Consider the following 14,762-nt stretch of genomic DNA (forward strand, 5'->3'; position numbering starts at 1 on the left):
TCCGGCCGCTCAGTCGTCGGCCGCCGGTCCGGTGACGAAGGGGGTGGCCTGGTGGTAATAGAGCAGCCACCCCGTCTCGGTGAGCCGCCACAGTGAACTGCGGTGGGCGCGGTTGCCCTTGGCCTCGGTGTCGAAGGTGACGTGGACGAACTGGTCGGCGAGCTGGATCCCGCGCATCCGGGAGGCGGTGAGCTGTCCGGGGCGTGAGCCGGTGCCCGTGATCAGCGAGGCGATGACCATGTCGCGGTCCCAGTGGCGGCCGGTGGTGTCGACCTCGTGGAAGTCGGGGTGCAGGACCTGGACGAGGAGTTCGGTGGAGGCCCGGACCAGCGGGTCGAGGAGGCGGAGTTCGCCCTCGACCGCCGCGGCCACGCCGGGGGACGGCTCGCTCACGCGTGGCCTCCGGTCATCTCCACGAGTGTGGTGACGGTGTTCCAGTTGCGTGAGGTCCCCGTCAGGCCCTTGTTGAGTGAGGGTCTGGCCAGCGCCGCACCGAGCTTGGAGCGGCCCAGTCCGTCGGGTGCGTAGAGGTAGAGAGCGCGGTCGCCGAGCCGGAATTCCTCGGGGAGGAAGGCCGCGGCGTCCAGCGGGGCGAAGCGGGCGGCGTCGACCGGCTGGTCGAAGTAGGTGACGTGCAACTGCTTCGCTTCGAGTTCGGCGGCGGGGAACGGGCAGGCCGCGGCCACGGCCGCGAGATAGCCGCCGTCCCGGACCAGACACGGGACGTCGAAGCCGAACTGCTGCGCGATGGCCTGCTCCAGCCCTGCCGCAAGTGCGTTCTCGTCGTCCGATTCGCTGCTGAAGACGGCGTTGCCGCTCTGCAGGTGGGTGCGGACGTCGCCGTGGCCCAGCCCGGTGAGCAGCGTGCGGAGTTCCGCCATCGGGACCTTGCGGTGGCCGCCCACGTTGATCCCGCGCAGCAGCGCCGCATACATCGTCATGGGCACACCATAGGACGATCAGCCCGAGCCGTGCGGCCGCCGCGCCCCGTGGGGGAGAGCGCGGCGGCCGCCGGTCAAGGGGGTGGCGCTGTTACTCAACGACCTTCAGCAGCTTGTTCGCCGTTCCTGCGGTGGCGTTGCTGATGGCGTCCGGGGTGGCTCCGTCGGTCAGCGCCGTGGAGACGTCCTCCGGGGTGGCGTCCGGGTGTCCCGCCAGGTAGAGGGCGGCGGCACCGACGACGTGCGGAGTCGCCATGGACGTACCGGAGATGGTGTCGGAGCCGGTGTCGCTGTCGTTCCACGCCGAGGTGATGTCCGAGCCCGGGGCGTAGATGTCCACGAGCGAGCCGTAGTTGGAGAAGTACGACTGCTCGTCGTCCACCGTGGACGAGGCGACCGTGATGGCCTCCGGGACGCGCGCCGGCGAGCTCTCGCTCGCGTCGCCCGACTCGTTGCCGGCGGCCACTCCGTAGGTGACTCCGGAGGCGATGGACTTCTGGACCGCCGCGTCGAGTGCCTCGTCCGCGCCGCCGCCGAGGCTCATGTTGGCGACGGAGGGGCCCTTGTGGTTCGCGGTGACCCAGTCGATGCCGGCGACGACCTGCTCGGTGGTACCCGAGCCGGAGTCGTCGAGGACCCGGACGGCCACGATCTTGGCCTTCTTGGCGACGCCGTACGTCGCACCGGCGATGGTGCCGGCCACGTGGGTTCCGTGGCCGTAGCCGTCGTCGGCATTGTTGTCGTCGTCCACGGCGTCGTAGCCGTAGCTGGCCCGGCCCTCGAACTCCTCGTGGGTGATGCGTACACCGGTGTCGATGACGTACGCGGTCACGCCCTCACCCGCGCTGTCCGGGTAGGTGTACGCGTTGTCGCCGGCGGTCTCGGTCTGGTCGATGCGGTCCAGACCCCAGGACGGCGGGTTGTTCTGGGTGGCGTCGACGTGGAACTTCTTGTTCTGGACGACCTTGGAGACGGCCGGGTCGGCGGCGAGCCGCTTGGCCTCGGTCCGCGAAAGGCCGCTGGCGGAGAAGCCGTTGATGGCGGAGCTGTAGTTGCGCTTGAGCTTGCCGCCGTACTCCTTGGCGAGCTTCGCCTTGTCGGCCTTGTGGTCCAGCATCACTATGTAGCTGCCGGATACGGCGGTTGCCGCGTCGGCACCGTAGATCTTGCCCATGGCGGGGGCGGGTGCCGCTCCGGCCATGGGGCTGCCCAGCAGGGTGATCCCGGCTGCGGCGGCGACGGCGGTGATCGCGGCGGTGAGCTTGAAGCGGCGTGCGCGCTGGTGAATTGCCATGAAGAGGGGTCTCCTCGTCATTCTTTTGTGGGGGGATTGGCCCTCGGCCGGAAAATCTCCGGGGGCTGCCTCGAAACCCTCACCCATTGACGCGCTCAGATCAAGACCTTCATGCGTCTGTGACTTACTAAACAAGGTTTCGTAACAAGGATCCGGCCAGCCGTGCGCAAGTCGGGCGCACGACCCCCCAATTCCCTTTACATGTGAGGGGAGTACACCCTCCGTCTCGGGGGAAGCGGCCGGCTCGGCGGACCGCGAGAGGGCAATCCGGCTTCGCCCTCCCCGGACGCCGTGGGGAGGGCGGTCGCGTCAGCGCTGGTAGCGGGCCAGCACCCGGTTCCCGTCCTCGACCAGACGCTTCCTCAGTTCGGCCGCGTCGATCGCACCGCTGTAGTACTCCTGCAACGCGGGGGTGGCGACCTTGTCCTTCCACTCGGGGTAGCCGCGCACGGACTGGGCGGGCGCGGAGCGCAGTGCGCCCGCGAGGGCGGCGCCGGTCGCCCAGCCCCGGTCGGCGGTGTGCAGCGAGGGGTCCGCCAGGGCCGCCCTGCCGGTCGGCAGCATCCAGTCCCCCTTGGCGAGGCGCACCATGTTCGCCGGCCGCAGCAGGAAGTCGATGAACTCCACGGCCTCCTTCTTGTGCGGGCTGTCCTCGGCGACGGACAGGGTCTGCGGGCTCACCCCCTGGGCCAGTCCCGCGCTGCCGGCCGGGGCGGGCAGCACCGTCCACTCGAAGCCCTTCGGGGCCTGCTCGACCACCTGCTGGCGGTAGGAGAACCCGAGCGGCACCATGGCGTACTTGCCGCCGAAGAGACCGGGGAGCGTGTCGCCGCCTCCCATGCCGAGCGCCGTGCGGGCGGCGCTGTGATCGGTGTCGACCTGGTCGTGGATGGTCCCGGGGACGACGAGATCGCCCGCGTCCATGGCGAGCGTGACCTTTCCGTCGGCGCCGCGGTGGAACAGCTCGCCGCCGGCCGAGAGGCCGAGGTTGAGGGTGACGGAGACCGGTTCCCTGAGCGGCCAGGCCACCCCGTAACGGCCCTCGCCCGTCAGCTCCTTGGTGACCTGGCGGAACTCCGTCCAGCTCCAGGGGCGCGCCGGGGTCGGGATGCGGACCCCCGAGGCCTTGAGGATCCTGGTGTTGGCGATCAGGACGCGCGGCTCCTGGAGGAAGGGCACCCCGTAGACGCCGCCGTCGAAGGTGCTGGTCCGCCAGCTCTGCCGCGGGATGTCGGCGGTGAGCCGGTCGGGCAGGAGGGTGCGCAGATCGGCGAGGTAGCCGCCGTAGGCGAAGTCCGCGAGGTCGTCGGACGCGTCATGGATGACGTCCGGTGCCTCGTCCCCCTCGAACGAGGTGAGGAGCTGGTCATGGACGCTGTCCCAGCTGCCCTGGACGTACTGGACCCGGACACCGGGATGGCTCGCGTTCCACTCCTTCACCAGCTGCTTGTTGGCGTCGACGGACTCCTTCTGCCAGGCCAGCGACTGGAAGCGGATCGTGATCCTCCCGTCCGCCCGGCCGTCGCCGCCCCCACCGCACCCGGTCAGGAGCAGGGCCAGTGCGGTGGCCGCCGCGGCCGCGGTCCGCAGCACCGCGCGCATCAGCTCTTCACCGCCCCGGCCAGCATGCCGCCCGTGATCCGCCGCTGGATGAGCGCGAAGAGGACGAGCGAGGGGAGGGTGGCCAGGAACGCGGCGGCGGCGAGCGGCCCCAGGTCGCTCGCACCCTCCGCGCCGAGGAAGTGGGTCAGTACGACCGGCAAGGTCTGCTTCTCCGGTGTCTTGAGCAGGACGAGCGCGAAGAAGAACTCGTTCCACGCGGTGATGAAGGCGAAGAGCGCGGTGGCGACGATCCCGGGGGCCAGCAGCGGTGCGGTGACCGAGACGAGGGTACGCAGCCGGCTCGCGCCGTCGACCGCCGCCGCCTCCTCCAGTTCGGGCGGGACGGCCCGTACGTATCCGACCAGCATCCACAGCGCGAACGGCAGCGACCAGACGACGTACACCATGATCAGCCCCCACAGCGTGTTGATCAGATGCAGATACTTGAGGACCAGGAAGAGCGGAATGATCAGCAGGACGAACGGGAACGCCTGGCTGACCACGACCCAGCCGGTGGCGGCGGTGGAGAGCCGCGAGCGGTGGCGGGCCATCACGTACGCCATCGGGGTGGCGATGACGACGGCGATGATCCCGGCCGAGAGCGCGGCGGTCAGCGAGTTGGCGGCGGCCCGGAGCAGCGGCTGTTCGTCGAAGGCGGCCCGGAAGTTGTCGAGCGTCGGGTGCTCGGGGATCCAGGTGGGGTGCAGGGAGCCCAGTTCGGGTGCCGGCTTGAAGGCGGTGGAGATCAGCCACACGAACGGGAACGCCAGGAAGACCAGGTAGCACAGGAGCGCGAGGTACTGTCCGGCGCGCGCGGTCCGGCGGGTACGCGGACTCATCGGTCCTCACCTCCGCCGAGCCGTCCCACGAGGTATACGGCGAGGAGCACGGAGATCACCGCGACCATCACACAGCCCATCGCGGCGGCGTAGCCGAACTGCCCGTACCGGAAGGCCTCTTCGTACGCGAAGAGCATCGGCAGCCGGGTCCGGCCGCCCGGACCTCCGTTGGTCAGCACGTAGACCAGGGCGAAGGAGTTGAAGTTCCAGATGAAGTTGAGGGCGGTGATGGAGAGGGCGACGGGTCTGAGCGCGGGCCAGGTGACGGTACGGAAGCGGCGCCAGGCGCCCGCGCCGTCCAGGGCGGCCGCCTCGTGGAGTTCGTGCGGGGTGTTCTGCAGACCGGCCAGCAGGGCGACCGTGGTCTGCGGCATCCCGGCCCAGACCCCGACCACGATCACCGCCGGCAGCGCGGTGGCGAGGCCGGTCAGCCAGTCCCGGCCGTCACCGAGCCCGAGGTCGCGGATGGTCTCGTTGAGGATTCCGGCGTCCGGGTTGTAGACGAGCCGCCACATGATGCCGACGACCACCTCCGGCATCGCCCACGGGATGATCGCCAGGGCCCGCGCCAGCCACCGCATCCGCAGGTTCTGGTTGAGCAGCAGCGCCAGGCCGAGGGCCAGCACGAACTGCGGGACGGTGACGCCGACCGCCCACACCAGGCCGATCCGGAACGAGTCCCAGAACAGTCCGTCGTGCAACAGGTCCTGGAAGTTCAGCGCGCCGACCCACTGGGTGGACCGGGTACGGCCCGACTGGGCGTCGGTGAAGGCCAGCGCGATGCCGTAGAGCAGCGGGCCGACGCTGAGGACCAGGATCGGGATGAGGGCCGGCAGCACCAGGAACCAGGTACCGGCGTTCCGGTTGATCCGGGCGGGCCCCTTGCCGTGCGGGCCGCCCGGCGGATCGTGCCGCCCGGATCGCACAGTTGCACTCGCCAATGTCACGGATACGGCCCCCTTGCGTCATTCGACCGGCTTTATACCGTTCTGGCCGCTCAGGTGGCCTCCGCCATCGTGCTGAGAGGCCGCCGGTTCGTCAAGGCAACCTGCACGGATGCGAAAATCGGATCCATGAACGAGATGCGAGCGCGCGAGGTACTGACCGCTGCCGGACACCCCGGCGACGCGGAGCTGCTCGCGCTGGGCGAGAACGCGGTGTTCGCCGTGGGCGACCTGGTGGTCAAGATCGGCCGGGACGCCGTACGGAGTCCGGAACTGCGGGTCCGGGCCGAACGCGAGGTGGCCGTCGCACAGTGGCTCGCCGCGTCCGGCGTCCCCGCGGTCCGGGCCGCCGGGCCCTCGGCCCGGCTGGTAGAGGGCCACCCGGTGACGCTGTGGCACCGGCTGCCCGACGCGGTGCGGCCCGCCGTACCGCGGGACCTGGCGCCGCTGCTCACCGCGGTGCACGCGCTGCCGGCCCCGGCGGGCCTCGTCCTGCCCCGCCGGGAGCTGCTGGGCGGCGTCGAACGCTGGCTGGGCCTGGCGGGCGACTCGATCGACCCGGCCGACGCCGCGTATCTGCGCGAGCGCCGCGACGGCTTCGAGACGGCCGCCGCCGCGCTGGTGCCGCATCTGACCCCGGGCCCGATCCACGGCGACGCACTCCCGCGCAATGTCCATGTCGGTCCGGACGGGCCGGTCCTGGTGGACCTGGAGACCTTCTCGACGGATCTGCGCGAACACGACCTGGTGGTGCTGGCCCTGTCCCGCGACCGGTACTCGCTGGCGGCCGACGCCTATGACGCGTTCACCACGGCGTACGGGTGGGACGTCCGGGAGTGGGACGGCTGCGCGGTGCTGCGCGGGGCACGGGAGACCGCGAGCTGCGCGTGGGTCGCACAGCACGCACCGGCCAGCCCGAAGGCACTCGCGGAGTTCCGCAGGCGCGTGGCGTCGCTGCGCGACGGTGACGCGGGGGTGCGGTGGTACCCGTTCTGAGCTCAAGAGCCGTCCTCGATCGCCGGACGGGCCTGATTCGTCCAAGCCCGTCCGGCGATCGAGGACACGGCACGGCCGAAGGCCGGGCAGCGCCCCTCAGCCCGAGACCGGCACCGGCTCCCGGACCGGCCACCGGCCGTCGATGACCGCGTCCGCCTCGCCCTTGCGGCGCAGGAACTTCTGGAAGTCGGCGGCCCACTCCGCGTACCAGCTGATCTGGCGCTCGTGGAGCTCCGCCGCCGACAGCTCGGCCACCGAGCCGTGCCGCGCGGCTATCGCGTACGCCACCCGCACGGCGGCCAGCGCGTCCGCCCCCGCGTCGTGCGCCCCGCCGTGGACCACGCCGTACTCGACGCAGACCGCCTCCAGATTCCGCTTGCCCTTGCGGTAACGGTCCACCGCCCGGTCGATCGTGTACGGGTCGACGACCGGACCGATCCCCGCGCCGCCGAGGCGCTCGCTCAGCGACGGCAGCCCGTGGCGGCGCAACTCCGCCGTCAGCAGCGTCAGGTCGAAGGCTGCGTTGTACGCGACGACCGGCACGCCCTGTTGCCAGTAGCCCGTCAGGGTTTCGGCGATCTCGTCGGCCACCTCGCGCACCGGCCGGCCCTCCGCCGCCGCCCGCTCGCTGCTGATGCCGTGGATCGCGGAGGCCTGTGCCGGGATCCGGATGCCCGGATCCGCCAGCCAGGTGCGCTGCCGCACCGGCTCCCCGTCCCTGTCGCGGACACCGACGACCGCGGCCGTCACGATCCGGGCCTCCAGCGGTTCCGTACCCGTCGTCTCCAGGTCGAAGCCGACCAGCGCATGCCGGTGCCAGCTCATCCCGTACCTCCTTCGTGGTGCTTCCCCCAGGTGACGACCACCTTCGCACGGGCCACTGACAGCGCCCTTTGGAGGACGGCCCCTCAGGAGACCGGCCGGGAGTCGGTCCACACCGACTCGAACTCCTCGCGGTACGTCTCGAACAGTCCGTGCTCGCTGTCCTGCCCGGCCCGGACCACCGCCCGCCCGCCGCCCCGGAGCACCAGCACGGGCGCCTCCATGCCGCGGGCCCGGCGCAGATAGGTCTGGACGACCCCCACCGCGTCGGACCCGTCGCCGTCCACCAGGTAGGCGGTGAAGCGCGGGGTCTCGTCGAAGACGTGGATCTCGAAGGCGTCCGGGTCGCGGAGCTTGGAGCGGACCCGGCGCATGTGGAGGATGTTCATCTCCACCGTCCGGCTCAGCTCGCCCTTCTTGAGGCCGAGCTCCCGCTCCCGGCGCTTGACCGCGCTGCTGGCCGGGTTGATGAAGAGCAGCCGGACCCGGCAGCCCGACTCGGCGAGCCGGATCAGCCGGCGGCCGGAGAAGTTCTGCACCAGCAGATTGAGCCCTATGCCGATCGCGTCCAGCCGGCGCGCTCCCCCGAAGAGGTCCTCGGCGGGCAGCTGGCGCTGGAGCCGCACCCGGTCGGAGTGGACGGAGACCACGTCCGCGTACCGGTCGCCCACCAGCTCCTCGACGGCGTCGACGGGGAGCCGGTCGGCGGACGGGACCGCGGCGCCGCTGCCGAGGATCTCCAGCAGCCGCGCGGAGGCGCGCTCGGCCTGGGCGAGCACCGCCTCGTTGAGCGCGCGGTTGCGGGAGACCACGTTGCGGGCGACCTCCAGCTCGTCGAGGGCCAGCTCCACATCGCGGCGGTCGTCGAAGTAGGGCTCGAAACAGGGCCAGTGCTGGACCATCAGCTCACGCAGCTGAGGCAGCGTGAGGAAGCTCAGGACGTTGTCGTCGGCCGGGTCGAGCAGATAGCCCTTGCGGCGGGAGACCTCGCGCACGGCGACGGCGCGCTGCACCCACTCCTGCCCGGCGGGCCCCGCCGCGGCCACCACCCAGTCCTCGCCGTGGACCGGTTCGTAGATGGGCCGGAGCACCGTGGCGACCACGGCGCGCAGCCGCTGCTCCACGAGATTCAGCCAGATGTAGGCGCGCCCGGCCCGCTGGGCACGTGTGCGCACCTCGCTCCAGGCGTCCGCTCCCCAGTCCAGCTCCGCACCGATCTCCATGGGCCGGGCGAGCGAGACCGCGCCGGGCGGCACATCGGTGGCATCCCCCTCGTGACCAGCGTCACCTGGGGGCAGCTCGAAACCTCCCGAGCTCACCCGCACACCGCCTTCCACTCCCCCACCAACGATCAAGGAAGGGTACTCCGGGAGCGGGAGCCGGTGCAGCCGGATGCGCAGGCTCCTTTCTCAACTCCCCTACGGGACATGCATGTTCCCTGAGACAAGATCTGCCGTAGTGAGCTGATTCATAGTGATTAAACACCCCATCGCAAGCCGCATACCGGGCAGCCGGCCGGATGGGCCCGCCGGATTCCGGTTCCGGGCGACATGGAGGGGCCCGATGTTGACCGGACCGGGCGACGTCTTAGGTAAGGGGCGCTCTTTCGGGGAAGATCTGCCCCAGGGAGCCCGCATTCCCCAGGCAACCGCATCAGAGTGGAAGAGTCGAATCTATGCAGGTCTGGCCGGGACAGGCGTACCCCCTGGGTGCCACGTACGACGGCGCCGGGACCAACTTCGCGGTCTTCTCGGAGGCCGCCCACCGAATCGAGTTGTGCCTGCTGCACGACGACGGCTCCGAGACGGCGGTGGAGCTGCGGGAGACCGACGCCTTCGTCCGCCACGCCTATCTGCCCGGGGTGATGCCCGGTCAGCGGTACGGATTCAGGGTCCACGGACCGTACGAGCCGCAGCGCGGCGCCCGCTGCAACTCCGCGAAGCTGCTCCTCGACCCGTACGCACGGGCGGTCGCCGGACAGATCCAGTGGGGCGAGGCGGTGTACGGCTATCCGTTCGGCCGGCCCGACACGCGCAACGACCTCGACTCGGCCCCGCACACCATGACGTCCGTCGTGGTCAATCCGTACTTCGACTGGGGCGACGACCGGCGGCCCCGTACGGACTACCACCGCACGGTGATCTACGAGGCCCATGTGAAGGGCCTGACGATGCTTCACCCGGGGCTGCCGAAGGAGCTGCGCGGCACCTACGCGGGACTGGCCCATCCGGAGGTCATCGCGCATCTGACGGAGCTCGGGGTGACGGCGATCGAACTGATGCCGGTGCACCAGTTCGTCCAGGACCACCGGCTGGCGGACGCGGGGCTCGCCAACTACTGGGGCTACAACACCATCGGCTTCTTCGCCCCGCACAACGCCTACGCCTCCTGGGGCGACCGGGGCGAGCAGGTGCTCGAGTTCAAGCAGGCCGTACGGGCGCTGCACCAGGCCGGCATCGAGGTGATCCTCGACGTGGTCTACAACCACACGGCCGAGGGCAACCACCTGGGTCCGACGCTCTCCTTCCGGGGCCTGGACAACGCCTCGTACTACCGGCTCGCCGAGGACCAGCGCTACTACATGGACACCACGGGGACCGGGAACTCCCTGCTGATGCGCTCCCCGCACGTGCTCCAGCTGATCATGGACTCGCTGCGGTACTGGGTGACCGAGATGCATGTGGACGGGTTCCGCTTCGATCTGGCGGCCACCCTGGCCCGTCAGTTCCACGAGGTGGACCGGCTGTCGTCGTTCTTCGACCTGGTGCAGCAGGATCCGGTGGTCAGCCAGGTGAAGCTGATCGCGGAGCCGTGGGACGTGGGCGAGGGCGGCTACCAGGTCGGGAACTTCCCGCCGCTGTGGACCGAGTGGAACGGGAAGTACCGGGACACGGTCCGGGACCTGTGGCGCGGTGAGCCCCGGACCCTGGCCGAGTTCGCCGGGCGGCTGACCGGCTCGTCCGACCTGTACCAGGACGACGGCCGGCGGCCGCTCGCCTCGATCAACTTCGCCACCTGCCACGACGGATTCACCCTGCACGACCTGGTCTCGTACAACGACAAGCACAACGACGCCAACGGCGAGGGCAACCGGGACGGCGAGAGCCACAACCGGTCCTGGAACTGCGGCGTGGAGGGCGACACGGACCGGCCCGAGGTGCTGGAGCTGCGCGAGCGCCAGATGCGGAACTTCATCGCCACCCTCATGCTGTCGCAGGGGGTGCCGATGCTCAGTCACGGCGACGAGTTCGGCCGCACCCAGCTGGGCAACAACAACGGGTACTGCCAGGACAGCGAGCTGTCCTGGGTGCACTGGCCCGACCCGGCCGGGGCGGCGGGCGACGACGGCGAGGACGCGGGGCCGCGGGGCGTCGACGGGCTCGGCAGCAGCCTGCTGGAGTTCACCCGGGCCATGGTGTGGCTGCGCCGGGACCATCCGGTCTTCCGGCGCCGCCGGTTCTTCCACGGGCGGCCGGTGGAGGGCACGCACGACGAGCTCTCGGACATCGCCTGGTTCACGCCGAAGGGCGAGGAGATGACCCAGCGGGACTGGCAGGCGGCGCACGCCAAGGCCCTGACGGTCTTTCTGAACGGGCACGCCATCTCCGAGCCCGGACCGCGGGGCGAGCGGATCTCCGACGACTCCTTCCTGCTGATGTTCAACGCGAGCGCCGAGACGCTGGAGTTCGCCGTGCCGGTCCATCACGGGCGGCAGTGGCATGTGGTCGTCGACACGGCGCGCCCGGCCGGCGTGCTGACCGGTGCGGGGCCGAAGGTGGCGGCGGGCGATCGGGTGACGCTGGTGGGGCGGAGCATGACGGTGCTCCAGCGGCCCGCGTAGGGGAAGGACCGCCGTGCACGGGGCCGCCGGTCGGGCCCTTGTGCGCGACGGGGTGACACAGAGGGCCCGGATCTGGGTACGAACGTCCCCATGACGCCTTCCGCCACGTACCGGCTCCAGCTCCAGCCGGACTTCCCGTTCTCGGCCGCCGAGGACGCCGTGCCGTACCTCGCCACGCTCGGCGTCTCCCATCTGCATCTGTCCCCGGTCCTCGAAGCCGCGCCCGGCTCCCGGCACGGCTACGACGTCGTCGACCACGGCCGGGTACGAGCCGAGCTGGGCGGCGAGGAAGGGCTGCGGCGGCTCGCCCGCACCGCCCGGGAGCACGGGCTCGGGCTGGTCCTGGACATCGTGCCCAACCACATGGCGGCCGACCCCCGGCACAATCACGCGCTGCGGGAGGTCCTGCGCGAGGGGCCCGGCTCCCCGTACGCCAAGTGGTTCGACATCGACTGGGCGGCGGGCGACGGGCGGATCCTGCTGCCCGTGCTCGGCGGCCGGCTCGGCGAGGAGATCGGCGCGCTCCGGGTCGACGGGGAGGTGCTGCGCTACGGCGAGCAGGAGTTCCCGCTCCGGGCCGGCACCGCGGGTCTCGACCTGCCCGAGCTGCTGGACGCCCAGCACTACCGGCTCGGCTGGTGGCGGCTGGCCCGGACCGAGCTGAACTACCGGCGGTTCTTCACGATCCCGGAGCTGATCGGGGTGCGGGTGGAGGACCCGGAGGTCTTCGCCGCCACCCACGCCAAGATCCTCGAACTGGTCCGGGACGGGACCGTCGAGGGCCTGCGGATCGACCACCCGGACGGACTCGCCGACCCGGCCGCCTATCTGGAGCGGCTCTCCGGGGCGAGCGGCGGTGTGTGGACCGTGGTGGAGAAGATCCTCACCGGCCCCGAGCCACTGCCGGCCGGCTGGGCGGTGGCCGGGACGACCGGGTACGACGCGCTGCACCGGATCGACGGTCTCTTCGTCGACCCGCAGGGCGCCGCGGAACTGCTCGGCCACTACCGGGAGTCCGCCTCCCCGGCCGGCGACCGGGGAGGCTACTGGAAGGCGACCGTGCGCCGGGCCGCGTACCGCGTCGTCACCCATGAGCTGGCCGCCGAGACCGCCCTGCTGACCCGGCTGGCGTCGCGCGTCTGCGCCGAGGACCCCGCGCTGCGCGACCACGCGCCGTGGGCGCTGCACACCGCGGTGCGTGAACTGCTGGTCCGGGTGCCGGTCTACCGGCCGTACGTGACGGCCGGCGGACCCTGCACGGAGTCGGCCGCGGCGGCGCTCGACGCGACGGCGGTGAGCGACGCCAAGGCGGTGTTCGCCGTGCGGGAGGAGGCGTCGGCCGTCGATGTGGTGCGGAAGCTGGCGCTGGGGCGGCTCGGCCCGGGGGGCGACCGGGCGGCGTTCTGCGACCGGTTCGCGCAGACGGCGTCCGCGCTGCGGGCCAAGTCCGTCGAGGACACCGCGTACTACCGGTACGTGCCGCTGGTCTCGGCCAACGAGGTGGGCGGTGATCCGGGGCAGCCGGCGGTGGCTCCGGAGGACTTCCACGCCTTCTGCACCCGGCTGGCGCGGGACTGGCCCGCCACCGGCACGGCGCTGACCACGCACGACACCAAGCGCAGCGCCGACGTCCGGGCCACCGTCGCGGTGCTCTCGGAGTGTCCGGGGCCGTGGGCGCGGCTGGTGGCGGAACTGGCCCGGACGGCCCCGGCGGCGGCCCCCGATCCGCAGCTGGCCTGGCAGGCGTGGCAGACCGCGTTCGGCTGTGTGGGGTTCCCGGCCGCGGAGCAGGCGGCGCGGCTGGAGCCCGCGCTGCTGAAGGCAGTGCGCGAGTCGGGTCTCTTCACCAGCTGGACCGAACCCGATCCGGGGTACGAGCGGGCGATGTCCGACTTCGTCGCCGCCGGTCCGGCCGCGGGCACCGGTCCGGTGCGCGCGCTGCTGGACCGGTTCGCGGGCACGCTCGCCCCGCAGGTGCGGGCCAATGCGCTCGGCGCGGCGCTGGTGCAGCTGACGATGCCGGGGGTGCCGGATCTCTACCAGGGCACCGAGCGCGAGTATCTGGCGCTGGTCGACCCGGACAACCGGCGGCCGTTCCACAAGCCCCGCGCCGACGCGCCGGCCTCGGAGAAGGAGGAGCTCACCATGGCGGCGCTGCGGCTTCGGCGCGAGCGGCCCGAGGTGTTCGGGGAGTCGGGGACGTACGCCCCGCTGGCGGCCTCCGGTCCGGCGGCCGGGCACTGTCTGGCGTTCTGCCGCTCGGGCGAGGTCGTCACCGCGGTGACCCGGCTGTCGCTCCGGCTGGCGGAGTCGGGCGGCTGGCGCGGGACGGAGCTGACGCTGCCGGACGACGGGGTGTGGCGGGATCTGCTGACGCCGGGCCGGGAGTTCTCCGGCGGCACGGCCGCGGTGGCCGAGCTGTTCGCCGGGCGCCCCGTTGCGTTGCTCAGCCGGGCCGTACCAGCAGGGACCGCGGGCCCCGGGTGAGCAGGCCGGTGGCGGCCGGCCTGAATCCGTCCGCCCAGCGGAGCCGGGGCATGGCCTCCAGCAGGGCGCGCAGGCCCTGTTCGGCCTCCAGCCGTCCGAGCACCACGGCCGGGCAGCCCGCCGGGCCGGTGGTGGTGGTACGGCCCTGGTCGCGGCGGAAGGGGTCGAACAGGTCCGGTGCGGCGAACCGTTCCGGATCGCGTCCCGCCGCGCCGATCAGGCAGGCGACGGGGGCCCGTGCCGGGAGGGTGCCACCGCTGAGGGTGACCTCGGTGAGGGTGCGCCGCAGCACGACCTGGACGGGCGGGTCGCGGCGCATCGACTCCGTCCAGGCCCGGCCGGCGAGTGCCGGTTCGACGCGCAGGGCGGCCAGCAGGTCGGGGTCGTCCAGCAGGTTGGCCAGCAACGAGGCGAGTGCGGTCTCGCGCAGGCCGGTGTGCCGGGTGCAGGGCCCTTCGTCGGCGGCCGCGCCGCCACCGCTGCGCGACGGGGACCGGAACGGCCCGGTGCCGGCGGGCAGCCAGTGGCAGAACTCCTCGACCAGATCGGCCTGCCGGCGCCCGGCGATGCGCCGGGCCAGCACGTACGCGGTCCGCTCGACGCGTTCGGCCAGGTGCGTCGGCGCGGTGCCGGTGACCACCGTGTACCGGTCACGGGGCAGGCAGCGGGCGCTGCCGTGGCAGAGGCCGAGCGGTGCGGGGCCGCCGCGCGGTGCCCCGTCGTGCGGGAAGCCGGTGAAACCCGGGCCGGTGAGTGCGGTGACCACGTCGTCGTACCGGCTGATCAGCCAGGCTCCCAGCGGGGCGTCGTAGCTGAGCGGGTACTCCTCGCGCAGCACCCGGTAGAGCCGGTACGGGTCGCGGGCCGCGCCGGGGGCGAGGAGGCTGGGGCCGGCGGGGCGGTCCGTCCGGCGCGTCCGCGCCGGCTTCGCGGCGCGGTGGTCGGGCGAGGGCGTCGGGGCGGGTATGTCTCCGGGGGCGTCGGCCTGCATCCGTA

General features: G+C 71.9%; 12 protein-coding genes. 3 read left to right on the forward strand and 9 right to left on the reverse strand.

Translation table 11 applies throughout. The annotated features are described in order from the left end of the window. Positions 1-9 precede the first annotated feature (9 nt). The 6 genes from ACZ6S6_RS08320 to ACZ6S6_RS08345 form a co-directional block, all read right to left on the reverse strand. Positions 10-393, reverse strand: coding sequence for a nuclear transport factor 2 family protein (locus tag ACZ6S6_RS08320; protein ID WP_362954780.1), 384 nt, complete (start codon positions 391-393; stop codon positions 10-12). Continuing rightward, complete coding sequence (locus ACZ6S6_RS08325; protein WP_469704404.1) at positions 390-941, reverse strand: DUF1697 domain-containing protein; 552 nt, start codon at positions 939-941, stop codon at positions 390-392. The genes ACZ6S6_RS08320 and ACZ6S6_RS08325 overlap by 4 nt, the downstream gene beginning before the upstream one ends. Positions 942-1,032: 91 nt before the next feature. Beyond that, positions 1,033-2,235 (reverse strand): S8 family peptidase, encoded by a 1,203-nt coding sequence (locus tag ACZ6S6_RS08330; RefSeq protein WP_362954783.1) that lies wholly within the window; start codon positions 2,233-2,235, stop codon positions 1,033-1,035. A 309-nt stretch (positions 2,236-2,544) separates the two neighbouring features. After that, a complete protein-coding gene (locus tag ACZ6S6_RS08335) occupies positions 2,545-3,837 on the reverse strand; it encodes an extracellular solute-binding protein (protein ID WP_469704405.1) in 1,293 nt (430 codons plus the stop codon). Then, entirely contained in the window at positions 3,837-4,676 is an 840-nt protein-coding gene (locus ACZ6S6_RS08340) for a carbohydrate ABC transporter permease (protein ID WP_469704406.1), read from the reverse strand. The genes ACZ6S6_RS08335 and ACZ6S6_RS08340 overlap by 1 nt, the downstream gene beginning before the upstream one ends. Continuing rightward, positions 4,673-5,617: a carbohydrate ABC transporter permease gene (locus ACZ6S6_RS08345; RefSeq protein ID WP_469704513.1), complete on the reverse strand. Its 945-nt coding sequence runs from the start codon at positions 5,615-5,617 to the stop codon at positions 4,673-4,675. Before ACZ6S6_RS08345 ends, ACZ6S6_RS08340 begins: the two co-directional genes overlap by 4 nt. A gap of 132 nt (positions 5,618-5,749) precedes the next feature. On the opposite strand from ACZ6S6_RS08345, the gene ACZ6S6_RS08350 reads away from it, so the two are divergent. Continuing rightward, on the forward strand, positions 5,750-6,616 hold the full coding sequence (locus ACZ6S6_RS08350) for a phosphotransferase enzyme family protein (protein WP_362954791.1): 867 nt from the start codon (positions 5,750-5,752) through the stop codon (positions 6,614-6,616). Positions 6,617-6,712: 96 nt separating this feature from the next. On the opposite strand, the gene ACZ6S6_RS08355 is transcribed toward ACZ6S6_RS08350, so the two are convergent. Together ACZ6S6_RS08355 and ACZ6S6_RS08360 are read right to left on the reverse strand one after the other, a co-directional pair. Further along, positions 6,713-7,441 carry a 3'-5' exonuclease gene (locus tag ACZ6S6_RS08355; protein ID WP_362954793.1) on the reverse strand — a complete coding sequence of 243 codons (729 nt, stop codon included), beginning with the start codon at positions 7,439-7,441 and terminating at the stop codon, positions 6,713-6,715. Positions 7,442-7,524: 83 nt separating this feature from the next. Continuing rightward, complete coding sequence (locus tag ACZ6S6_RS08360; RefSeq protein WP_469704407.1) at positions 7,525-8,757, reverse strand: SAV2148 family HEPN domain-containing protein; 1,233 nt, start codon at positions 8,755-8,757, stop codon at positions 7,525-7,527. Positions 8,758-9,113: 356 nt separating this feature from the next. On the opposite strand from ACZ6S6_RS08360, the gene glgX reads away from it, so the two are divergent. Beyond that, positions 9,114-11,279 (forward strand): glycogen debranching protein GlgX, encoded by a 2,166-nt coding sequence (glgX, locus tag ACZ6S6_RS08365; protein ID WP_362954797.1) that lies wholly within the window; start codon positions 9,114-9,116, stop codon positions 11,277-11,279. Between the two features lie 90 nt (positions 11,280-11,369). Next, entirely contained in the window at positions 11,370-13,766 is a 2,397-nt protein-coding gene (treY, locus tag ACZ6S6_RS08370) for a malto-oligosyltrehalose synthase (RefSeq protein WP_469704408.1), read from the forward strand. Here treY and ACZ6S6_RS08375 read toward each other — a convergent pair. After that, complete coding sequence (locus tag ACZ6S6_RS08375) at positions 13,726-14,757, reverse strand: cytochrome P450 (RefSeq protein WP_469704409.1); 1,032 nt, start codon at positions 14,755-14,757, stop codon at positions 13,726-13,728. The two genes, treY and ACZ6S6_RS08375, sit on opposite strands and share 41 nt — an antisense overlap. Positions 14,758-14,762: the final 5 nt, after the last annotated feature.

Source organism: Streptomyces sp. NPDC048671 (genome assembly GCF_055587045.1).